17 protein-coding genes and 2 tRNA genes are annotated in these 21096 nt (G+C 64.0%); 11 read left to right on the top strand and 8 right to left on the bottom strand.

Annotated features, from left to right (window positions below):
* The first annotated feature begins 95 nt into the window (after positions 1-95).
* The 6 genes from ACWYRN_RS02780 to ACWYRN_RS02755 all read left to right on the top strand — a co-directional run bounded on the left by ACWYRN_RS02780 (position 96) and on the right by ACWYRN_RS02755 (position 8449).
* Positions 96-1052: an NAD-dependent epimerase/dehydratase family protein gene (locus tag ACWYRN_RS02780; protein WP_488691024.1), complete on the top strand. Its 957-nt coding sequence runs from the start codon at positions 96-98 to the stop codon at positions 1050-1052.
* A gap of 125 nt (positions 1053-1177) precedes the next feature.
* Positions 1178-2164 (top strand): tRNA dihydrouridine(20/20a) synthase DusA, encoded by a 987-nt coding sequence (gene dusA, locus ACWYRN_RS02775; protein ID WP_488691023.1) that lies wholly within the window; start codon positions 1178-1180, stop codon positions 2162-2164.
* A gap of 500 nt (positions 2165-2664) precedes the next feature.
* On the top strand, positions 2665-4431 hold the full coding sequence (locus ACWYRN_RS02770) for a methyl-accepting chemotaxis protein (RefSeq protein ID WP_488691022.1): 1767 nt from the start codon (positions 2665-2667) through the stop codon (positions 4429-4431).
* A gap of 79 nt (positions 4432-4510) precedes the next feature.
* Positions 4511-4855, top strand: a complete 345-nt coding sequence (locus tag ACWYRN_RS02765) for an energy transducer TonB (protein ID WP_229438528.1) — start codon at positions 4511-4513, stop codon at positions 4853-4855.
* A 224-nt stretch (positions 4856-5079) separates the two neighbouring features.
* On the top strand, positions 5080-5484 hold the full coding sequence (locus tag ACWYRN_RS02760; protein ID WP_488691021.1) for a YXWGXW repeat-containing protein: 405 nt from the start codon (positions 5080-5082) through the stop codon (positions 5482-5484).
* 244 nt (positions 5485-5728) lie between these two features.
* Entirely contained in the window at positions 5729-8449 is a 2721-nt protein-coding gene (locus ACWYRN_RS02755) for a bifunctional diguanylate cyclase/phosphodiesterase (protein ID WP_488691020.1), read from the top strand.
* Between the two features lie 167 nt (positions 8450-8616).
* Here ACWYRN_RS02755 and ACWYRN_RS02750 read toward each other — a convergent pair.
* The 4 genes from ACWYRN_RS02750 to ACWYRN_RS02735 form a co-directional block, all read right to left on the bottom strand.
* Positions 8617-8692: transfer RNA gene (locus ACWYRN_RS02750), tRNA-His, on the bottom strand.
* A 75-nt stretch (positions 8693-8767) separates the two neighbouring features.
* Positions 8768-9634 carry a glutamate racemase gene (gene murI / locus ACWYRN_RS02745; protein WP_488691019.1) on the bottom strand — a complete coding sequence of 289 codons (867 nt, stop codon included), beginning with the start codon at positions 9632-9634 and terminating at the stop codon, positions 8768-8770.
* 77 nt (positions 9635-9711) lie between these two features.
* Positions 9712-11247 carry a fumarate hydratase gene (locus tag ACWYRN_RS02740; protein WP_229438524.1) on the bottom strand — a complete coding sequence of 512 codons (1536 nt, stop codon included), beginning with the start codon at positions 11245-11247 and terminating at the stop codon, positions 9712-9714.
* A 29-nt stretch (positions 11248-11276) separates the two neighbouring features.
* Complete coding sequence (locus ACWYRN_RS02735; RefSeq protein ID WP_488691018.1) at positions 11277-11882, bottom strand: YqhA family protein; 606 nt, start codon at positions 11880-11882, stop codon at positions 11277-11279.
* 190 nt (positions 11883-12072) lie between these two features.
* On the opposite strand from ACWYRN_RS02735, the gene acs reads away from it, so the two are divergent.
* Positions 12073-14070 (top strand): acetate--CoA ligase, encoded by a 1998-nt coding sequence (acs, locus tag ACWYRN_RS02730; RefSeq protein ID WP_488691017.1) that lies wholly within the window; start codon positions 12073-12075, stop codon positions 14068-14070.
* A 101-nt stretch (positions 14071-14171) separates the two neighbouring features.
* On the opposite strand, the gene ACWYRN_RS02725 is transcribed toward acs, so the two are convergent.
* On the bottom strand, positions 14172-14462 hold the full coding sequence (locus tag ACWYRN_RS02725) for a KTSC domain-containing protein (RefSeq protein WP_229438521.1): 291 nt from the start codon (positions 14460-14462) through the stop codon (positions 14172-14174).
* A 213-nt stretch (positions 14463-14675) separates the two neighbouring features.
* On the opposite strand from ACWYRN_RS02725, the gene ACWYRN_RS02720 reads away from it, so the two are divergent.
* Together ACWYRN_RS02720 and ACWYRN_RS02715 are read left to right on the top strand one after the other, a co-directional pair.
* A tRNA-Ser gene (locus ACWYRN_RS02720) sits at positions 14676-14766 on the top strand.
* A gap of 221 nt (positions 14767-14987) precedes the next feature.
* Entirely contained in the window at positions 14988-15788 is an 801-nt protein-coding gene (locus ACWYRN_RS02715) for an FkbM family methyltransferase (RefSeq protein ID WP_488691016.1), read from the top strand.
* Between the two features lie 55 nt (positions 15789-15843).
* Here the strand turns inward: ACWYRN_RS02715 and ACWYRN_RS02710 are convergent, their stop codons facing one another.
* On the bottom strand, positions 15844-16623 hold the full coding sequence (locus ACWYRN_RS02710; protein ID WP_488691015.1) for a LexA family transcriptional regulator: 780 nt from the start codon (positions 16621-16623) through the stop codon (positions 15844-15846).
* 258 nt (positions 16624-16881) lie between these two features.
* On the opposite strand from ACWYRN_RS02710, the gene ACWYRN_RS02705 reads away from it, so the two are divergent.
* The gene (locus tag ACWYRN_RS02705; RefSeq protein ID WP_488691014.1) at positions 16882-17115 is read left to right on the top strand and encodes a phage holin family protein; all 234 of its coding nucleotides are present in this window, start codon (positions 16882-16884) and stop codon (positions 17113-17115) included.
* A gap of 21 nt (positions 17116-17136) precedes the next feature.
* On the opposite strand, the gene ACWYRN_RS02700 is transcribed toward ACWYRN_RS02705, so the two are convergent.
* On the bottom strand, positions 17137-18315 hold the full coding sequence (locus ACWYRN_RS02700; RefSeq protein ID WP_488691013.1) for an MFS transporter: 1179 nt from the start codon (positions 18313-18315) through the stop codon (positions 17137-17139).
* A gap of 100 nt (positions 18316-18415) precedes the next feature.
* Here ACWYRN_RS02700 and ACWYRN_RS02695 point away from each other — a divergent pair, with 100 nt between their 5' ends.
* A complete protein-coding gene (locus ACWYRN_RS02695; protein ID WP_488691012.1) occupies positions 18416-19339 on the top strand; it encodes a LysR family transcriptional regulator in 924 nt (307 codons plus the stop codon).
* A 238-nt stretch (positions 19340-19577) separates the two neighbouring features.
* On the opposite strand, the gene ACWYRN_RS02690 is transcribed toward ACWYRN_RS02695, so the two are convergent.
* Complete coding sequence (locus tag ACWYRN_RS02690; RefSeq protein ID WP_488691011.1) at positions 19578-21065, bottom strand: PepSY domain-containing protein; 1488 nt, start codon at positions 21063-21065, stop codon at positions 19578-19580.
* Between the last annotated feature and the right edge of the window lie 31 nt (positions 21066-21096).

The raw sequence follows: 21096 nt of genomic DNA, 5'->3' as shown, positions 1-21096 counted from the left end.
CGGAAATCCATCATCAAGGCCTGTGCGGATGCACGCTGGAGGCAAGGGGCGGCGGCGCCGCGGTAGAATCGCCTTCTTTTCTCCCGAATCGCATCATGGCAAGTGCAAGCAACAAGCAGGGGCCCGGCAGCGCCAGGCGCCGTGCGCTCGTGACCGGCGCTTCCGGTTATCTCGGCTCGCAGCTGGCGCGCCGTCTGGTGCACGACGGCTGGACGGTGCACGTCCTGGTGCGGCCGGGTTCGAACCTGACGCCGCTGGCCGGGGTGTGCGATGCGCTGACCGTGCACGCGTTCGGCGGCGCGACGACCGAGCTGGTGGACATCGTGCGCGCTGCCGCGCCCGACGCCGTGTTCCACCTCGCCGCCGCCTTTCTCGCCGAGCATCGCCCGGAGGACGTCAAGACCCTGGTGCAGGCCAACCTGCTGTTGTCGACCCAGCTGCTGGAAGCCATGGCCGCCAACGAGGTGCGCCTGCTGGTGAACACCGGCACCGCCTGGCAGCACTACGAGAACCGCGGCTACGACCCGGTGAACCTGTACGCGGCCACCAAGCAGGCCTTCGAGGCGATCCTGGCCTACTACGTCAACGCGCGCGGATTCTCGGCTGCCACGCTGGCGCTGTTCGACACCTACGGCCCGCACGACCCGCGGCCTAAGCTGGTCAAGGCGCTGTGGAACGCGGCCATGAACGGCACCCGCCTGTCGATGTCCGCCGGCGACCAGCTGCTCGACATGGTCTACATCGACGACGTGACCGAAGCCTTCCTCGCGGCCGAGCGCGCGTTGCGCACTGCGGGCGCGGTACAGCTGCGCTATGGCGTGTCGTCCGGCGCGCCGCTGCGCCTGAGGGAGCTGGTGGCGGCGTTCGAGCAGGCCACCGGCCTGCGGGTCGAAGCGGGCTGGGGCGAGCGCCCCGGCCGGCCACGCGACGTCGTGACCGCGTGGACGGACTTCGTGCCGCCGCCTGGCTGGCGGCCGCGGGTCGACTTTGCGCAGGGCTTGCGGCGCAGCGCCGCAGCGGAGGGCGTGGTTCTTCCGGGGCGGGACGTGTAGCACATCGAAGAGCACTGGTTCCTGCACGCTTGAGGCCCGCATCCGGCTCCGGTAGAATGCGCCCCTTGCCCATCTTTTCCATGCGCCGATGCCCTCGCCGGCAGCTTCAGCGCTCTCATACCCGCATGACTTACCGCCCCCGCACCCTCAGCGTCGCCCCCATGATGGACTGGACCGACCGCCACTGCCGCGTCTTCCACCGCCAGATCACGCAACACACCTGGCTCTACACCGAAATGGTCACGACCGGCGCCCTGGTCTACGGCGACGTCGAGCGCCACCTGCGCTACGACGAAGTCGAGCATCCGGTCGCCCTGCAGCTGGGCGGCAGCGAGCCGGCCGACCTGGCCAGGAGTGCAAAGCTGGGCCAGGAATGGGGCTACGACGAGATCAACCTGAACTGCGGCTGCCCGTCCGAGCGGGTGCAGAAGGGCGCCTTTGGCGCCTGCCTGATGAACGAGCCGCAACTGGTGGCCGACTGCGTGAAGGCGATGCGCGACGCGGTGACGATCGACGTCACGGTGAAGCACCGCATCGGCATCGACAAGAACGAGGAGTACGGCTTCGTGCGCGACTTCGTCGGTACGATTGCCGATGCGGGCTGCCGCACCTTCATCGTCCATGCCCGGAATGCCGTCCTGAAGGGCCTGTCGCCGAAGGAAAACCGCGAGATTCCGCCGCTGCGCTACGAAGTGGCCTACCAGCTCAAGCGCGACTTCCCGGAGCTGGAAATCCTGATCAACGGCGGCATCAAGACCAACGACGAGATCGCGCTGCACCTGCAGCACGTGGACGGCGTCATGCTCGGGCGCGAGGCCTATCACAATCCCTACCTGATGGCGGAATGGGATGCGCGTTTCTATGGCGACGACGCCCCGGCCAGGACCCGCGCCGAGGTGCTGGCGGCGATGGTGCCGTACATCGCAGACCAGTTGGCGCGCTATGGCGGGTACGGCCTGAAGCTGAACAGCATCACGCGCCACATGCTGGGCCTGACCGCCGGCCTGCCGGGCGCGCGCGCCTTCCGCCAGATGCTGTCGGACCCGAAGAAGCTGGCCACGGCCGATCCGCAACTGTTGCTCGAGGCGGCGGCGGGAATTCGGAACCTGTAGGGCGGCAGCGAGACCAATATCCGCAAAGCGGCGCTCCAGGGCGCCGCTTTTGCGTTTACGCGCACCTATCGTTCAGGCTCGTGCAGGGCCATAACCCCGTGTTGCCCAGACCAATAGCATCCTTCATTTATATTTCCATGTAGATACATACAATTCCGTATAGTAATTACAATGATTGTAATAGCAAGAAATTACGTGTTCTTCTGATCAGATGTAGGAAATTTGCTACACGGAAATAATGATTCGTGTAGACATCTCAAGGCCGAGCTTGCTCTAGGGCAAGACCCCATCCATAATTTCGCTGGTAGCAAACGAAGATTTGTTAAAGAAACACTCCGGTCTGCGGGCGTGTTTCTTGTATATGCATAAATTTCCGTGTAACGCCGCACGATTTGATTTATCCTTCTGGAAACAGTTTCCGTAAGGGAAGTCTGCGACTGGCACATCATGCGGACACACTGGTTCCAGGCAAATCTGAATAACAGAATAGGGAAGGCGAAATGAATTTATCGAACATGAAGGTCGGTATGCGCTTGGGGCTGGGATTCGCCCTGGTGCTGGTGTTGCTGGTGGCGGTGACCGTGGTCGGCGTGTTGCGCATGGGCCAGATCCAGGATCGCCTCGATCACGTGGTGAGCGTGAACAACGTGTCGAGCCGCATGGTCATCGAAATGCGCAACAACGTGCAGGACCGCCTGGCATCGCTGCGCGTGCTGACCCTGATGGCCGACCCTGCCGACATGGAACCGGAACTCAAGAAGTTCAAGGACCAGTCCGCCAAGTACACCGAAGCGCAGACCAAGGTCAGCCAGATTTTCGCCGCCAACGGCAGCGAGGCCGAGAAAGCCCTGCTGGCCGAAGTCAAGCAGCATGAAGCCGCCGCCCTGCCGGCGATTGCCAAGGCGTCGGAACTCTACCTCGCCAACGACGCCATGAACGCCACCCGCGTGATGGTGAAGGAAGTGCGTCCGGTCCAGAAGAAGTGGACCGAAGCCCTGGACAAGCTGGTGCAGCTGGAAGACAAGCAAAGCGCCCAGAGCCAGCAGGACGCCGAAGCCGCCTTCGTGAACGCCCGTAACTTCATGGTCATCATGCTGGTCGTGGCCGTCGTCATGGGCGTGGCCGCTGCCTGGTTCATCACCCGCGGCCTGATCAAGCAGCTGGGCGGCGAGCCTGACTACACCACCAAGATTGCCGGCAGCATCGCCCACGGCAACCTGGCCATCGACATCGACACCAGCACCGCCGAAAAAGGCAGCCTGCTGTCGGAAATGAGCGAAATGCGCAACAGCCTGGTCAAGATCGTCGGCCAGGTGCGCCGCGGCACCGAGACCATCGGTACCGCCTCGCGTGAAATCGCCGCCGGCAACATCGACCTGTCTTCGCGTACCGAACTGCAGGCCAGCTCGCTGGAAAAGACCGCCTCGGCCATGGAAACCCTGACCACCACCGTGCGCCAGAACGCCGAGCACGCTCGTGAAGCGAACCAGCTGGCGGCCAGTGCCTCGGACGTGGCGCGCAAGGGCGGCGACGTGGTGTCGCAAGTGGTCGGCACCATGGGCGAGATCAATAGCTCGGCCAGCAAGATCGCCGACATCATCGGCGTCATCGACGGCATCGCCTTCCAGACCAACATCCTGGCGCTGAACGCGGCAGTGGAAGCGGCCCGCGCCGGCGAACAGGGCCGCGGCTTTGCGGTCGTGGCGTCCGAAGTGCGCAACCTGGCCCAGCGTTCGGCTGCGGCGGCAAAAGAGATCAAGACCCTGATCGGCGACTCGGTCGAGAAGGTCGAGCGCGGCAGCAAGCTGGTCGGCCAGGCCGGCGTGACGATGGACGAAGTGGTGGCGAGTGTGAAGCGCGTGACCGACATCATGGGCGAGATCGCCAACGCCAGCGCCGAGCAGAGCGCCGGCATCGAGCAGGTGAACCTGTCGATCATCGAGATGGACAGCATGACCCAGCAGAACGCGGCGCTGGTCGAGGAAGCGGCAGCTGCGGCCCAGAGCCTGCAGGACCAGGCGGGCGAATTGGCGCGCGTGGTCAGCATCTTCAAGCTGATCGAAGGCGAAGACGGCGGCGCCGGACTGGCAGCCGTGGCACCCGCAGCCAGCGTGCCGGCGGTGCGCGCCCCGGCAGCGCGTCCGGCACGTCCGGCGCTGAAGAAACCGGCGGCAGCGGCTGCACCGGCAGCGCCGGCAAAGTCCGCCGCAGCCAAGCCGAAGAAGGCGCCGGTTGCAGCGGGCAACGATGAATGGGAAGAATTCTGATTACGGCGAAGTTGCCGGGCACACTGAAAGACCGCAAGCAGTCAGCGGCACATTAACTCACTTTTTGGGAATACTAATTATGAAAAAGCCTTACCTGAGCGCCATTGCCACCCTCGTTTTTGCTTCGATCGCCGGCTCGGCCTTCGCCGCTGAAGTGCCTGCCTCCTTCGACCCGTCCAAGTGCAAGGTCGAGTACCCGAAAGCTTCGCTGATGAATGAAGAGCAGGGCGTGACCTCGCTGAGCTTCGTGGTCGGCGCCGACGGCAGCGTCGTCGATTCGAAGCTGGAAAAATCGAGCGGTTTCAAAGGCCTGGACAAGGCAGCCCAGAAAGGCCTGTCGGCTTGCAAATTCAAGCCGGGCACCAAGGACGGCTCGCCAGCCCAGACCACCACCAAGGTCGACTACGCCTGGAAGCTGGACTGATCTGTCCGTTCAGGGTGGGTAATGTGAACAGCCGGCTGATGCCGGCTGTTCTGTTTTCCGGCCAGGGAAATGGGGCGCGTTTGTTACACATGGCACGGTGGCGGTTACGCCGCTGTTACGTTCCCTGCTGGAATTGTTTCGATTGTAAGCACTTGCATCAGTGCTACTGCGCACAGGAAGCTTTGGCTATAGTGATCTCACACCGAAACAAAAGGAGCACTACCATGAAACGAATCCTCTTGACCGCAGCAGCCGTCCTGATCAGCACCGCAGCCCTCAGCCCGGCACAAGCCTACCAGCCACATGGCCGTACCGAGGTCATCATCGTGAAGAAGGCGCCGCCTGCGCCGCGCCGCGAAGCTGTGCCGGCCGCACGCCGCGGTTTCGAATGGGTGCCGGGTTACTGGAACTGGACGGGCAACCGCTACACCTGGGTGAAAGGCCACTACGAGAAAGTGCGTCCGGGTTACGTGTACCAGCGCGCCGAATGGCGCCGTGACCGGAACGGCTGGTACCTGGAGCGTGGCGGCTGGCAGCACGGCGACCGCGTGGCCCCGCGCCATGACCGCGACGGCGATGGCGTGCCGAACCGTGCAGATGCGCGTCCGAACAATCCGAATCGTTATTAATAAGCGCGGGCATGCGCCCGCCTTGACGCAGCATAAAGTGATAGGCTACCCGTAGTAACTGCGGGTAGCCTTTTTTATTTTCCTGACAAGTTTGTAAACATTCTGTCGCACGTTGTCGACAATTTCTAATTTGCAAGTGGCGTTACCTTGATGCAATTGGGTATCATCGTTTGTTCAAGGAATTCTCGGCTGGCACAGCATGCCTCTATTTAAGCATTCGATTCTGACAACACGACAACGGCCCGTGTCTCGCCTCCTGAGCATCCTGGTGCTGGCCTGCCTGTTGCCGGGTGCCATAGGCTTGCTGGTATTCCTGGTCAACGAATACCGTGAGGAACGCCAGCGTTCCACCGAAGAGTCCCAGCAGATCGCGCGCTCCCTGGTAGAAAACCAGGACCAGCAGATGCGGCGTACCGAGGCGCTGGCGCGTGCCCTGGCCCGGTCCGACGAACTGGCCGCTGGCGACATGCAAGCCTTTGCGCGCCACGCCGCGCCCCTGATGTCGGCGCTTTCCGCCAACGGCCAGGTCTTCGTATACCGCCGTGACGGCACCCGTGCCGACGCCCCGCCAGGCACGGCGGCAAGGCTCGGCTCCGTCGAGCAAGAGGCGCTACGGGCCGGTTTCGAGGGCCGAAGCACGTTTGCCTCGGACCTGTTCGTCGACACTGTTTCGGCGCGCCCGGTCGTTGCCAGCTACGTACCGGTTTTCCGGCAGGGCAGGGTCGGCCATGTGCTGGCGGTGGTGGTGCCGGCGACGATCACCAGCACGCTCCTGGCGGCGCGCCACCTGCCCGAAGGCTGGCTCGGAAGCTTGCTCGACCGCCGCTGCACGATCGTCGGGCGCACCCGGGCCGCCGACCGGTTCGTCGGGCAGAAGGCGGCCGGCAATCTGTGCCAGGCCATCGCGCGCAGCGCGTCGGGCAGCCTGGAAACGGTCACGCGCGACGGCATCGAGAACCTCGCCGTGTTCCACCGCTCTGCGCAGACGGGCTACACCACGGTCGTCGGCATTCCGCGCGAGCAGCTCGTCAAGCCCCTGCAGGCGAGGCTGGCTTACCTCGGGGCCACCGCGTTCGCCCTGTTCGGACTCGGCCTGTTCCTGGCAAGGCGCATGAGCCGCAGGATCGCGGATTCGATCCATGCCCTGATCGAACCCGCAAGCGCCCTCGGACAGGGGAAATCGCTGGCCATTCGCTCGGTGCGGGTCAGCGAAGCGGCCGAGGTCGGCGACGCCATCGCACGCGCCGCGAGCCTGCTGCAGGAAAGGGACGCCGCCTTGCAGGCGCAGCGCGACGAACTGCAACAGTTCAAGTTTTTCAGTGAGAACGCGAATGAAATGCTGCTCTTGCTCGACGAGCAGGGCAACATCCGCTATGCGAACCGGATGACCTCCGAGGTGCTGGGCTACGCCAATGCCGAGTTGTTGTCGATGACACTGTTCCAGATCGATCTTCCCACCACGCCGGACCGTCTGCAATTCGTGTTTGCGAGGTGCCGCGAAGCCCAGCCGCCGGCATTCGAGCGCGTATACCGCTGCAAGGATGGCACCGATGTTCCGGTGGAGATCACCGCGACCGTGCTCGAACACAAGGGCGAGTGGCTGATGCATGTGGCGCCGCGCGATATCCGCGAACGCCGCCAGGCAGAGCAGGCGCTGCGCTGGGCCGCCGCCCATGACGGACTCACGCGCCTGGCCAACCGTGCCCACGCAACCCAGTTCCTCGAGCGGGCGCTGGCGCAGGTGCGCGCGGGGCAGGCCCGCGGAGCCCTGCTGTTTCTCGACCTCGACCGTTTCAAGCCGGTCAACGACCTGCACGGCCACGAGGTTGGCGACCGCGTCCTTCATACGATCGCGCGCCGGCTCGAAACCTGCGTGCAGGAAGGTGAACTGCTGGCGCGCGTGGGTGGCGACGAATTCCTGTTCATACTGCCCGATCTCGCACAGGCGCACACGCAGGCCGCCGAGCGCGCCGCCGCGCTCATCGAGACCATTTCCAGCCCTGTGTCGATCGGAAACATCGAGGTCAGGCTGAGCACGTCGATCGGCATCAGCCGCTTCCCCGAGGATGGCGACACGGCCAGCGCCCTTATCCATGCCGCCGACATGGCCATGCTGCAGGTCAAGCAGGATGGCCGGGCGGGCTACGCCTATTATTCGAGTGCGATGGACGAGCAGGCTCAATTTACCTTGAGCATAGAGCGCCGGCTGCAGAGCGCGCTCGAAGGCCGTGGACTCGCCCTGCATTACCAGCCGATCATTGCGCTGGCCTCGGGCCGGATCGATGGCGTCGAAGCCCTGATCCGCCTCGAAGACGGCATCGCCCCAGCCGTCGGGCCGGGCGTGTTCGTTCCCATCGCCGAAAGCTCCGGCCTGATTTTCCCGATCGGGCAGTGGGTCGCACGGGAAGCGTGCCGGCAACAGGCGAGCTGGCAGGATGAGGGCTTGCCCCTGAACGTCTCGGTCAACGTGTCGGCCTTGCAGTTCCGGCGCTCCGGCTTCGTCGACCAGGTGCGCGGCATCATCGAGGCAACCGGCATCCATCCCCGGCATCTGGTGATTGAACTGACCGAGACCTCGCTCATGGAAAACATCGAAGAAGCGGTCGGGATCCTGCATGCGATCAAGGCGCTGGGAGTCAGGATCGCGCTCGACGATTTCGGGACCGGTTATTCCAGCCTCAGCATCCTGTCGGCACTGCCGGTGGACAAGCTGAAGATCGACCAGTCGTTCGTGCGCGCCATCGAGACCGACCACGCCAGCCGCGCAGTCATCGACGCGGTCATTGCGCTGGCCAATAGCCTGGGACTGGAACTGGTAGCCGAGGGCATCGAAACCGAGGCGGCGCTGGACTACCTGCGCGAACGCGGTTGCCAGTTGGGCCAGGGATATTACTTCAGCCGGCCATTGGCGCCTGCGCAGTTGGTGCAGTGGTGCAGCCATCAGGAGGGGCTGCACGCCGTGTGATACCGGCTGGCAGTCTGCGGGTGCGGGTGCGGAACAGCCGGTGCAGGCTGTTCATGAAACGGGGCGATCCGGCTGGGGCGATGCCTGGCCCCGCCTATGCGGAAGGAAGCTGCCGCGGCCCGGAATGCAAAAAGCCCGATCAGATGACCGGGCTTTCGCAGAATTCTTGGGGTGGCTGATGGGACTCGAACCCACGACAACAGGAATCACAATCCTGGACTCTACCAACTGAGCTACAGCCACCATTGTCTTGCTTTTTGTCTTCAGTGCTGCGAAGACAGAACAAGATTATACAAACTCCGAAGCAAACTGGCAAATCTAATTGTTAGGTCCGATCAACATTCTTCCGGACGCGTTTGAGGCGACCTCGTGCACCGGCGGATCGATGCCGAGCAGGCTGGCGAATGCCGCCGACAAGGCCGTGGCGCTGGCGCTGGTGTAGCCGTCCAGGCGGGCCATTCCGGAGGCGCCGTTCGCTAGCCCGGCAGCTGCCAGCAAACGCGCCAGGTGCCGCGCCACCGCTTCGCCGGTATCGACCAGCGTCACGGCGCGCTCGGTGCTGCGCGCAATGACCTTTTCGATCGAGGCCTGCACCAGCGGGTAGTGGGTGCAGCCCAGCACCAGGGTATCGGCGCCGGCGTCCAGCAGCGGCACGACGAAGCGCGCCAGCAGGGCGTTGGTGACGTCGGAATTGAGTTCGCCCAGCTCGATCTGGTCGACCAGGCCGGGGCATGGCTGGAGCAGGAAGCGGGCACCTGTGGCGGCGCTGACCTGGTCGCGCAGCTGCAGGAACTTCGCGCCGGCCAGGGTGCGCTCGGTGGCGATCACGCCGACGGTGCCGCTGCGCGTGGCTGCGGCTGCCGGTTTCAAGCCCGGCTCGACGCCGACGATGATCAACCCGGGGAAGCGTTCGCGCAGGCGCGCGATGGCCGCCACGGTGGCAGTGTTGCAGGCAACGACAACGGCTTTCACGCCTTGCTCGACGAGGAAGCTGCCAACGGCCAGCACGCGCTCGGCGATCACGTGTTCGGGCTTGCCGCCGTAAGGGGCGAAGCCGGAGTCGGCGAAATACAGCAGGTGTTCCTGCGGCAGCTGCGCGCGGATGTGGCGCAGGACCGAGAGGCCGCCGACGCCGGAATCGAAGATGCCGACGGGGGCGGTGGGGGAGGGAAGCGGTGTTGTCATTGCGGGTGATCGGACAGCGGTGTGTCCACGCGCACGTGGGTTGAACGCGTGGACGGCATAGCCGTCCACCCTACGTCTTACGCTACCGTGACAGGGATGTTTTTCAGCGATTCGATCTTCGCTGCCCATTCCTTCGGACCGGTGTTGTGCACCGAGGTGCCGGTCGAATCGACGGCCACCGTCACCGGCATGTCCTGCACCTCGAACTCGTAGATCGCTTCCATGCCCAGGTCTTCGAAGCCGATCACCTTGGCCGACTTGATCGCCTTCGAGACCAGGTAGGCCGAGCCGCCGACCGCCATCAGGTAGGCCGACTTGTGCTTCTGGATCGACTCGATCGCGATCGGGCCGCGCTCGGCCTTGCCGATCATCGAGATCAGGCCGGTCTTCTCCAGCATCATGTCGGTGAACTTGTCCATGCGCGTCGCGGTGGTCGGGCCTGCCGGGCCGACGACTTCATCGCCCACAGGATCGACCGGGCCGACGTAGTAGATCACGCGGTTGGTGAAGTCCACCGGCAGCTGCTCACCCTTGGCCAGCATGTCCTGGATGCGCTTGTGGGCGGCGTCGCGGCCGGTCAGCATCTTGCCGTTCAGGAGCAGGGTCTGGCCCGGCTGCCAGGACGCGACTTCTTCCTTGGTCAGCGTGTCGAGGTCGACGCGCTTCGATTTCTGCGTGTCCGGGGTCCAGTGCACTTCAGGCCAGGTCGACAGCGCAGGCGGTTCGATGTACGAAGGACCGGAGCCGTCGAGCACGAAGTGGGCGTGGCGGGTGGCGGCGCAGTTCGGGATCATCGCCACCGGCTTGGAGGCCGCATGGGTCGGGTACATGCTGATCTTCACGTCGAGCACGGTGGTCAGGCCGCCCAGGCCCTGGGCACCGATGCCGAGCGCGTTGATCTTGTCGCACAGTTCGATACGCAGTTCTTCCAGCTTGTTTTGCGGGCCGCGCTGCTTCAGTTCGTACATGTCGATGTCTTCCATCAGCGACTCTTTCGCCATCAGCATGGCCTTTTCGGCCGAGCCGCCGATACCGATGCCGAGCATGCCCGGCGGGCACCAGCCGGCGCCCATCAGCGGCACCGTCTTCAGGACCCAGTCGACCAGCGAGTCGGACGGGTTCAGCATCACGAACTTGGTCTTGTTTTCCGAGCCGCCGCCCTTGGCCGCGACCTTCACGTCGACCGTGTCGCCCGGGACCAGCTCCATGTGGACCACGGCCGGGGTGTTGTCCTTGGTGTTCTTGCGTTCGAAGTGCGGGTCGGCGACGATCGAGGCGCGCAGTTTGTTGTCAGGGAAGTTGTACGCGCGGCGCACGCCTTCGTTGACGGCGTCGGTGATCGAGCCGCTGCCGAAGCCTTCGAAGCGCACGTTCATGCCGACCTTCAGGAAGACGTTGACGATGCCGGTGTCCTGGCAGATCGGACGCTTGCCTTCGGCGCACATGCGCGAGTTGGTCAGGATCTGCGCGATCGCGTCCTTCGCCGCCGGGCTTTGCTCGGCTTCATAGGCGCGCGCCAGGTGCTGGATGTAGTCAGCCGGGTGGTAATAGCTGATGTACTGGAGCGCAGCGGCGACCGATTCGATCAGGTCTTCCTGTTTGATGACTGTCATGACAATTCTCTTGTGATGTTAGTGGCTGATTAATGCTGTTTGGGCTGGTGATGCGTTTCGGTGGTAATGCGGTCGGTCCACGAAATGGCCAGGGCCGAGAGCAGGAATGCGATATGGATGACCGTTTGCGCGATCAACACCTTTGGATCGTAGGCGGCGGCGTTGATGAAGGTCTTCAGCAGGTGGATCGAGGAGATGCCGATGATGGCCATCGCCAGCTTGGTCTTCAGTACCGAGGCGTTCACGTGCGACAGCCATTCCGGCTGGTCGGGGTGGCCGTCCAGGTGCATGCGCGACACGAAGGTCTCGTAGCCGCCGACGATCACCATGATCAGCAGGTTCGAGATCATCACCACATCGATCAGGCCCAGCACGACCAGCATGATGGTTGCTTCCGTCAGCTTTTTCGGGCCGTTGGTCATGCCCACGGCTTCGAGGATGTGGTTCAGCGAATCCGCGTTGCCGAAGGCGGCGCCGATCAGGTCGACCAGCTCGACCCAGAAATGGAACACGTAGACGCACTGCGCCAGGATCAGGCCCAGGTAGAGCGGCAACTGCAGCCAGCGGCTGGCGAAAATCAGGTTATTAAGAGGCGTGAGCTTGCGTTGTGCAAGGGGAGATGGGTTTTGCGACATCGGGTACGGCTCCAGGGTTCCGTCAACATTCAGCCCATCATTTTACACCTCTCCTGCCGCGTTGCAGCAGACCGCATCGGTTTGCCCGATGGTTGGTAGAATCACACGCATAAGGGATGGCGCGGCTCGTAAGCGTTCAGTAAGCGAGCGCGCCTATGGTGTCTGGCAAAACTACTACATGGAGACTAGCATGGCCGAGAACGAGACCAATCAGGAAAACCATGGCTTGCAGGAACACCGCGTGTTTCCGCCACCAGCCGGGTTCGTTGCCAATGCCGCCATTTCGGGCATGGACGCCTACAACAAACTGTGCGCGGAAGCCGAAAGCGACTACGAAGGCTTCTGGGCGCGCCTGGCGCGCGAGCACCTCGACTGGCACCGGGACTTCACCAGCACGCTCGACGAATCGGATGCGCCTTTCTACAAGTGGTTCAAGGACGGCCAGCTGAACGCGTCGTACAACTGCCTGGACCGCAACCTCAGCAACGGCAATGCCGACAAGGCCGCCATCATCTTCGAGGCCGACGACGGCAGCGTCACCCGCGCCACCTACCGCGAGCTGCACGAGCGTGTGTGCAAGTTCGCCAACGGCCTGAAGAGCCGCGGCATCAAGAAAGGCGACCGCGTCATCATCTACATGTCGATGTCGATCGAAGGCGTGGCCGCGATGCAGGCCTGCGCGCGCATCGGCGCCACCCACTCGGTGGTGTTCGGCGGCTTCTCGGCCAAGTCGCTGCAGGAGCGCATCATCGACGCCGGCGCCGTGGCCATCATCACTGCCGACGAACAGCAGCGCGGCGGCAAGTCGCTGCCCCTGAAAGCCATCGTCGACGAAGCGCTGGCCCTGGGCGGCTGCGAGTCGGTGAAGGACGTGATCGTCTACAAGCGCACGGGAGGGAACATCGCCTGGGTCGAGGGGCGCGACATGGCGCTGTCCGACCTGGTCGAAGGCCAGTCCGCCGAATGCGAACCGGAATGGGTCGACGCCGAGCACCCGCTGTTCATCCTCTACACCTCGGGCTCGACCGGCACCCCGAAAGGCGTGCAGCACTCGACCGGCGGCTACCTGCTGTGGGCCGCCCTGACCATGAAATGGTCGTTCGACATCAAGCCGCAAGACGTGTTCTGGTGCACCGCCGACATCGGCTGGGTAACCGGCCACAGCTACATCGCCTATGGTCCGCTGGCGGTGGGCGGCACGCAGGTCGTGTTCGAAGGCGTGCCGACTTACCCGAACGCCGGCCGCTTCTGGGAGACCATCGCCAAGCACAAGGTGTCGATCTTCTACACCGCGCCGACGGCGATCCGCTCGCTGATCAAGGCCTCGGATGTGGACGAAAAAGTCCATCCGAAGAACTACGACCTGTCCTCGCTGCGCCTGCTCGGTTCGGTGGGCGAGCCGATCAATCCGGAAGCCTGGATGTGGTACTACAAGAACGTGGGCCAGGAACGCTGCCCGATCGTCGACACCTTCTGGCAGACCGAAACCGGCGGCCACATGATCACCCCGCTGCCGGGCGCGACGCCGATGGTGCCGGGCTCGTGCACGCTGCCGCTGCCGGGCATCATGGCGGCGATCGTCGACGAATCCGGTGCGGATGTGGCGAACGGGCAGGGCGGTATTCTGGTGGTAAAACGTCCGTGGCCGTCGATGATCCGCACCATCTGGAACAACCCGGACCGCTTCCGTACGAGCTACTTCCCTGAAGAACTGGGCGGCAAGTATTACCTGGCCGGCGATGGCGCGATCCGCAACAAGGACACGGCTTACTTCACGATCACCGGGCGCATCGACGATGTGCTGAACGTGTCCGGGCACCGCATGGGCACGATGGAAATCGAGTCGGCGCTGGTGGCCAATCCGATCGTGGCCGAGGCGGCCGTGGTCGGCAAGCCGGACGACACCACGGGTGAATCGATCTGCGCGTTCGTCGTGCTGAAGCAGGCGCGGCCGACGGGCGAGGAAGCGAAGAAGCTGGCGGCCGAGCTGCGCACCTGGGTCGGCAAGGAGATCGGGCCGATCGCCAAGCCGAAGGAGATCCGCTTTGGCGACAATCTGCCGAAGACGCGTTCCGGCAAGATCATGCGCCGCCTGCTGCGCGTGCTGGCCAAGGGCGAAACGATTACCCAGGACGTGTCGACGCTGGAGAATCCGGCGATCCTGGAGCAGTTGAAGGAAGCGTCCTGATGTGACAGGCGCCCGGCTGGGGCGCCTGAATCGATGCGTGCCGGCGCCGCTCTGTTTCGACAGGGCGGCGTTGTTTCATGTGTGCTGTCTTATCCGTTGTCTTAAGCGCCGTCCGGCTCGCCGCCGAAGGCTTTCATCAGGGCCTCGCGGTCGAGGGTTTTCTTGTCGGTCGACACGGCGGCGCGGCCGCGGCGGCCGGTGAATTCTTCTTCGATATTGTCGCGGTAATAGCTCCAGGGCGAGCCCGAGGTGGAGAGCTTGCGCCAGACTTCGGTGCCCACGGCGGCGTAGTCGATGGCGCTGCCGTCGTCGAATTCCACGCGCAGCGTGCGCTCGCGGGCGTCGTAGCCGATGGCGCGCAGCTTGCCGGCGTTAATGTTCTTCATTTCCATGGTGTTCTCCTGTTGTGTCGCCGTCTGCCGGCAGACGGCACTCCTGCATCAACGGCAGGGGAGGGATTACGTTGACAGCCGCGTGGATCGGCTGGCGCTGCGAACCTGGCGCAATCCAGCTAGCGGCGCGACGCTTGCCAAGATGCTCTTGTACAGCCGAGAAACCTTGTTATAATAGGCGGCTTCGCGTGAACGCATGCGCGGAACCCATCAGGAGAGATGGATGAGTGGTTTAAGTCGCACGCCTGGAAAGCGTGTATAGGTTCATAGCCTATCGGGGGTTCGAATCCCCCTCTCTCCGCCAAGAATTTGTACGTTGCTGTCATTAGTTGTTCTGAAAGCGCTTTTCACCCAGTCCAGCTCGGTAATCGAGTCGACGGCTGGCTTAGTGAATGGCGCTTTTTTTGTTGGTGCTTCAACGATGGCTGAGTTGTATCCGGTTTCGATAATCCGGTTTGCACATTGACCCGGCTACGCCAGAAGGCGGAATCACTGGTGCATGCCTACTGCAACAAGGTCTTACAGATGAATCTGTTTTCCGCTCACGGCAAATCCAGCCTGGTCGATAAAGCCAAGATAGTCGGGCACGGCCTGCTGCGTCATTTGATGAACAGGAAAGGCGTCACGCCCAAGGTTTACCGCCGCCTCGGGTTTCGATTCTTGCTCGATGGACGCTCCCATGTCGACCGGAAGATCATCGTCATGAATCGCTGGGAGCCGCGCCAGATGGATTTCCTGACCAAGGCTGTCGCAGGTTTCCGGGGTAAAGGAGAGCCGGTCTTCCTGGACATCGGCGCTTATTTTGGCGTCTATTCATTCTTGATGTGGAGGACGGGCGTGTTTCACCGGATTGTGGCGTTCGAGGCGGACGCGCACAATTTCGCCCAACTCCAGGCCAACCTGTTCCTGAACCATGCTACCCACGCCATTACTGCGCAAAATCTCGCGGTGAGCGATCAGGATGGAACCGTGCACATCCTCGACAGTACCCAGCATCCGGACGGAAACAGGGGCGGTACGGGGTTTGCACTTCCGGATCACCAGGGCGACAAGTTCGAAACCAGGGCAGTGACCATCGATTCGCATTTGAACCTGCGCGGCACCCATATCGCAATCAAGATCGACATCGAGGGGCATGAACCCTATGCCTTGCGAGGCATGGAACAGACCCTACGGGAAAACCAGGTGCTGCTCCAGATCGAAGCCTACGAGTCGTCGCGCGCAGAGGTCTTCTCGCTGCTGGGCGAATACGGCCTGCGGCATGTGACGTCAATCGATTACGATCATTACTTCACGAACATCAGTCCCGCCGAGCTGGGATGTTGACATGGTAGCCGACGTCTCCGGCACGGCCGTGGCGACGACGGAAGCGTCGGCTTGACTACATCCTTCCTGTCAGCGACCGCCCCGGCTGATACACCACCCGCCCGATCACGCTGAACTCTCCGCTGCGCGCATTCACCGGCCCGAAATCCGGATTCACCGAATGCAGATACCACTCACCATTGCGCTTGACCATCTGCTTCACGCAGCAATCGCCGTCGAAGTTCAAGGCATACAGTTCCCGATTGACCAGTTTCTTGTCCGTCGGATCGATCACGATCACGTCGTCCTCGAACATCAGGGGCTCCATGCTCTGGCCGCGTACCTGAATCGCGATCAGCTTGTCCGGATTGAGCTTGCCGCGCTCGATGTCCGCGCGGGGAATCCTGATGCTGCCGCTGTCCTCGACCACAGGCTCGGTGCCGAAACGCGCCACGCCGGCTCGCAGTTTCAGGGTGACCAGCCGGACCCCAACCGTGTCCGAGTCTTCCCAGGGAAGCACGCGCCTGGCCCTGGCCAGCATGCCATCGTTGGCCGCCACGCCATCCGGCATGGCAGCAGACACGTAATCGCTTAACTGTTCCTGCAAACGGGGACTGAAATCCGCCACAGTGCAGCCCATGACCGAGGCGAACCGGGTAGCGGCGCCGACGTTCAGGGGAATGCGTCCGTTCAGATACTGGCTGAGCGCGCTCTGGTTAAAGCCCAGCAGTTCACCGGCCGCCTCTTGCGAGGCCGGCTGGCCCGCATCCTTCTGGCGCTTCTGCCACTCGACGAAACGCTGCTTCAGGCGGGCAGCGTCGTCGAGCTGCGCTGGGGTGAGTGGTAGGGCGGGCATGCGCGGTACTCGTGGTGAAAAATCCCATTCTACGATTAGTCTGACTACTAAACAAGATAATTAGTCAGACTGTTGACCGTTTTGATTAGTCAGACTAATATGCATCCACAGCAGGCGTTTGAGCGAGCACAAAAGCGGGACGATTTTTACTGCAGTACATCGCCCACGCGCGCCGTCGTTGATTGATCTGGCCACTGCCGGCGCTGGGCGGCGGCCGCTTCCGGGCGCTGTCGTCACGGCCCGATCGAAAGGCACACAATGAGCAAGATCACCGTACCGGAATTCAGCAGCTATGCCGGCGCCATCAGCGCAGTCTGTGCATCGCTGACACTCACCGATGTCGGCGTCGCAGTCGGCATCGGCACTGCCATCCTCACCTTCGCCATGAACGCCCTGTACATGCGCCGCAAGGATGCGCGCGAGCAGCGCCAGGCCGATCTCGATGCGCGCGAAAGCGAGGCGCGCCTAGCGGCGCTCGGGATCAAGCCATGAGCCGCCAGGCTGCCCAGCCGGTCAGGAGGGCCTGAGCTTCGCCACCAGCGCACTGCCCACGACAGCCAGCAGCGCGATCCCCGCCGATACATAGCCGACGCAACCCGCTCCCCAGTGCGACACGCTCAAGCCCCCGATCATGGCCCCGAACGCAATCCCGCCATTTGCCGCCGACACGTTGATCGTCCCGGCCAGCGCCTGCGCCTTGGCCGCCGCCTTCATCACGCGGATCTGGCAGATCGGATACAGCGCGGTATTCGCAATCCCCCACACGGCCAGCGCCAGCGCGAACCATAGCCGCGCGCCGGTCAGCGACATGCTTGCCGCCATGCCCAGCGCCAGCAGCGCGCTGAACAGGGCGGTGGTGGCGAGCGGCTTGCCGTCCACCCAGCGCCCGCCCAGCCAGTTGCCGAACAGCCCGACCGCGCCAAAGCCCATCAGCCACCAGCCCACCTGGCCGGGCGCGATGCCGGCCGACTTTTCCAGGGTCTCGGCCAGGTAGGTGTAACCCGCGAACATGGCCGTGAACACCAGCACCGACAAGGCGACGTTCGCCAGGAAGAAGGGGCTTTTCAGGATTGCCGCCTGTTCGCCGATGGCGACCTTGCGGGCGGCGCGCACGGCCGGCATGCTGGCCTGGATCAGCACCGCGATTACCAGCGACAGCACGGCCAGCAGGGCAAACGCGCCGCGCCAGCCGATGGCGTTCGAGGCCAGGGTGCCGAGCGGAATACCGAACAGCATGGCAGCCGAGATACCGAGGTAGACCGTCGCCACGGCCTTGCCGCCGCGTTCCGGCCCGGCGATCTGCGCCGCCGTTTCGCTGGCGGTGCCCCAGAACACCGGCAGCGCCAGCGCCGGCAGCAGGCGCGCGATGGCCAGCACCCAGATGTTCGGCGCCAGCGCCGCCAGGCCATTCGATACGGCGAACAGGACCAGGATCGCCACGAACAGGCGCTTGCGGTCGACGTTGGCGAGCCAGGCGGTGAGGAAGGGGCCGCACAGCATGACGACGACGGCGAACATCGTCACCACCTGGCCGGCAGTCGAGACGGCCATGCCGAGCTCGCGCGCGAGCGCCGGCAGCAGGCCGACGATCAGGAATTCCGTCGTCACGATCACGAAGGCGGCCACGGCCAGGATGGGAATCGCGGCGCCGCCCGAGCGGGGCAGGGAAGGGGAAATGGTTGTTGTGGTCATTGCAGGGTTCCAGAAATAGACCGTGCATCGTAATCAAGAATAGAATTCTCCTGTTGGATATAAATTCGCCATATAAATGGAATTAAATTCTTTAAGAAAAATGACCCCTTCGGAACGCCTGAAAGGCCTGGCGACCTTTGTCGCCGTGGCCGAAGCCGGCAGCTTCACGGCGGCGGCTGCGCGCCTGAACCTCACCAACTCGGCGGTCGGCAAGGCGGTGGCGCGGCTGGAAGAGCGCCTGCGCCAACCGCTGTTCGACCGCAGCCGGCGCCGCCTGGAACTGACCGATGCCGGCGAGGTCTTCTACAAGGTATGTGTGCGCGTGCTGGAAGAACTCGAGGTAGCCGAACGCGTCATCTCGGCCGACGAGATCGAGCCGTCCGGCCGGCTGCGGGTCGATTTGCCCGCCACCTTCGGCCGCATGCATGCCTTGCCCGCCTTGCTGGACTTTGCCGGGCGCTATCCGCAAGTGATGCCGCAAGTGTCGTTCACCGACCGTTTCGTCGACCCGGTCGAGGATGGCCTGGACCTGGTGGTGCGCATTGGCGGCGGCGACACCTGGCCGCTGGCGCTTGATTACCGCTATCTCGGGCACGAGGAACTGGTGTTCTGCGCATCGCCCGCTTACGTCGCGCTGCATGGCGCGCCGCAATCGCTGGATGAACTGTGGCGGCACGCGGCGGTGCTGTATGGGCGCGCCGATGGCAGTACCAGTCCGTGGCTGATCGACGATGGCCGGGCGCCACTGGCGCGCCAGCATGTGGAAGGGCGGATCGTGCTGGGCCAGGCCGAGGCGCAGGTGGCGGCGGTCGAGGCGGGCCTGGGGATAGCCCAGCTGGCGACCTGGCTGGTCGAGGGGCAACTGCGCGAAGGGCGGCTGGTGCAGGTGCTGCCGCAGCTGGCCACGCGCGGGCTGCCGCTGCACCTGGTCTGGCAGAGAACACGCCAGCACGTGCCGAAGGTGCAGGCCTTGATTGTGCATTTCGCGGCGACGCTGGGGATTGGGCCCAAGGCTAGCGTGTGACATCGTTTGCGCAACTGGCGCACCCGGTACTGTAGGGTGGGCACTCCGTGCCCACGCGGAACGGTGCGTCGTGTTGGCTAATGACAGAGCCGCAGTGCACGCACCGATGTAGCGCTAACAAATGATCATTTGTTGGCGCTACGTTTGGGCCACATGCGCGCATCCAACGCGGTCAACACCAGTCAAGCTTCCGCGTGGGCACGGAGTGCCCACCGTACGGTTTGCGCAGCCGCACCGATCAGCGTGTCGCGATCTTCGCGGCTGACTTGCGCAGCCGGCGCACACCCAGCACCACCGCCGTCACGCTCAGCAGCACGCCGCCAATGCACAGCAGGATCAGCACGGCCTCGCGCCACCATACCGCAGCCAGCATGGCCGGCAAGTCCCAGCTGTGCAGGAAGTTGAACAGCCAGCGCCCGACCCGCTCCGAACTGTCCAGGCTCGATTCGACCTGGCCGGTGTACGGGTCCAGGTGCACCCAGGTGCGGCCGGGGTCGTCGAAGACGGCGCGCAGCACCGGCAGGCGCTTGTCGTCGGCGCCGTACATCGACTGTTCCTGGCGCTGGTAGTAATAGGCGTCGTAGCCGGCCAGCGTCGCGCTGCTCACCATCGGCTGCGCCAGCAGACGCCGCGCCGCCTTGAGCAGCACGGCTTCCGGCCAGCGCTCGCGCACGGCATAGGCGCCGTGTTCGGACACGATCAGCCGGGTTCGGGCTCGCCCGTCACGCGCCAGGATGAAAGGCTGGCCGGCCAGCACCCGCCATTCCAGCTCGCTGGCCCGGAAGCCTTGCGCCGCCAGCAGCGCCACCGCCTCCGATGCCGGCAAGGGCAGGCGCAGCGACGCCGCGCTGCCGCCTTCGAAAGCCGCCACGTCCGGCCGCGGCCCCTTCGCATCGAACACGCCCAGCGGATTCATCGACATCAGGCCGCTGAAGATCCAGGCCAGCAGCAGCGCGCCGAACGACAATCCGAGGATGTGGTGCCAGCGCAGGTAATCCTCGCGAAACGGCGACTTCGACCCGCTTTTATATGTCCCCGCAAAGCGCCAGCGCCAGATGCCGTTCAGCGCGCCGGCCAGGGCCGACACCACGCCGATGCCGGACAACACGATCACCGTCCAGCTCCACACCGGATCAAGCGGCTGGTTGCGGAACATGTAGAGCCAGTGCAGCCAGGCGCCGGCGAAGTTCCACAGCCGCTCGGCACGCGGCGCATCCAGCACCACCTGGCCGGTGGCCGACGACAGGTAGAGGCGCGTTGCATCGGCGTCGCCCATCTCGACCACGTGCAGCGGCCGGTGCGGCGCCAGCGAACGCGAATGCGTCCAGCGGTCTTCATCGACAAAGCCCATATACCTGGCAGGCGCGCCATGCAGGAAGGCGCGCGCCGATTCCACGGCCCGGCCGGGGCCGGCCGCCAGGCGCGTGCCGTCGACGGCGTCCAGCGCCACCCGGCTGCCGTCGCCCTCCTGCAGCACGTAATGCGGCCGTCCGGCGACCGAGGTCAGCACGATGCCTTTCACGGCGCCGGCATCGTGGCTTTGCGCCAGCGCGGCCGCTACGTCGATGCAGCAGCCGGAGGCCGGCAGGGCCGGCAGGCCTGCCATCCGCTCCCACGGCGTCAGCTTCGGGTAACCGACGAACAGCATCACCATCCCGCTGACGAACCACAGCGCCATCAGCACGCACATCAACACCCCGGTCCAGCGATGGACCAGGAAGGTCATGCGCTTGGCTTGTGTAGCAAAGCCCACGGCG

The sequence above is a fragment of the Massilia sp. BAP21 genome (genome assembly GCF_057801335.1).
Note: the sequence above shows the minus strand (reverse complement) of the source record. Positions and strands in the feature narration are given on the sequence as shown.

Coding starts and splice junctions, on each gene's coding strand:
- ACWYRN_RS02780 (WP_488691024.1), top strand. CDS start 96: ATGGCAAGTGCAAGCAACAAGCAGGGGCCCGGCAGCGCCAGGCGCCGT.
- dusA (WP_488691023.1), top strand. CDS start 1,178: ATGACTTACCGCCCCCGCACCCTCAGCGTCGCCCCCATGATGGACTGG.
- ACWYRN_RS02770 (WP_488691022.1), top strand. CDS start 2,665: ATGAATTTATCGAACATGAAGGTCGGTATGCGCTTGGGGCTGGGATTC.
- ACWYRN_RS02765 (WP_229438528.1), top strand. CDS start 4,511: ATGAAAAAGCCTTACCTGAGCGCCATTGCCACCCTCGTTTTTGCTTCG.
- ACWYRN_RS02760 (WP_488691021.1), top strand. CDS start 5,080: ATGAAACGAATCCTCTTGACCGCAGCAGCCGTCCTGATCAGCACCGCA.
- murI (WP_488691019.1), bottom strand. CDS start 9,634: ATGACAACACCGCTTCCCTCCCCCACCGCCCCCGTCGGCATCTTCGAT.
- ACWYRN_RS02740 (WP_229438524.1), bottom strand. CDS start 11,247: ATGACAGTCATCAAACAGGAAGACCTGATCGAATCGGTCGCCGCTGCG.
- ACWYRN_RS02735 (WP_488691018.1), bottom strand. CDS start 11,882: ATGTCGCAAAACCCATCTCCCCTTGCACAACGCAAGCTCACGCCTCTT.
- acs (WP_488691017.1), top strand. CDS start 12,073: ATGGCCGAGAACGAGACCAATCAGGAAAACCATGGCTTGCAGGAACAC.
- ACWYRN_RS02725 (WP_229438521.1), bottom strand. CDS start 14,462: ATGGAAATGAAGAACATTAACGCCGGCAAGCTGCGCGCCATCGGCTAC.
- ACWYRN_RS02715 (WP_488691016.1), top strand. CDS start 14,988: ATGAATCTGTTTTCCGCTCACGGCAAATCCAGCCTGGTCGATAAAGCC.
- ACWYRN_RS02710 (WP_488691015.1), bottom strand. CDS start 16,623: ATGCCCGCCCTACCACTCACCCCAGCGCAGCTCGACGACGCTGCCCGC.
- ACWYRN_RS02705 (WP_488691014.1), top strand. CDS start 16,882: ATGAGCAAGATCACCGTACCGGAATTCAGCAGCTATGCCGGCGCCATC.
- ACWYRN_RS02700 (WP_488691013.1), bottom strand. CDS start 18,315: ATGACCACAACAACCATTTCCCCTTCCCTGCCCCGCTCGGGCGGCGCC.
- ACWYRN_RS02695 (WP_488691012.1), top strand. CDS start 18,416: ATGACCCCTTCGGAACGCCTGAAAGGCCTGGCGACCTTTGTCGCCGTG.
- ACWYRN_RS02690 (WP_488691011.1), bottom strand. CDS start 21,065: ATGACCTTCCTGGTCCATCGCTGGACCGGGGTGTTGATGTGCGTGCTG.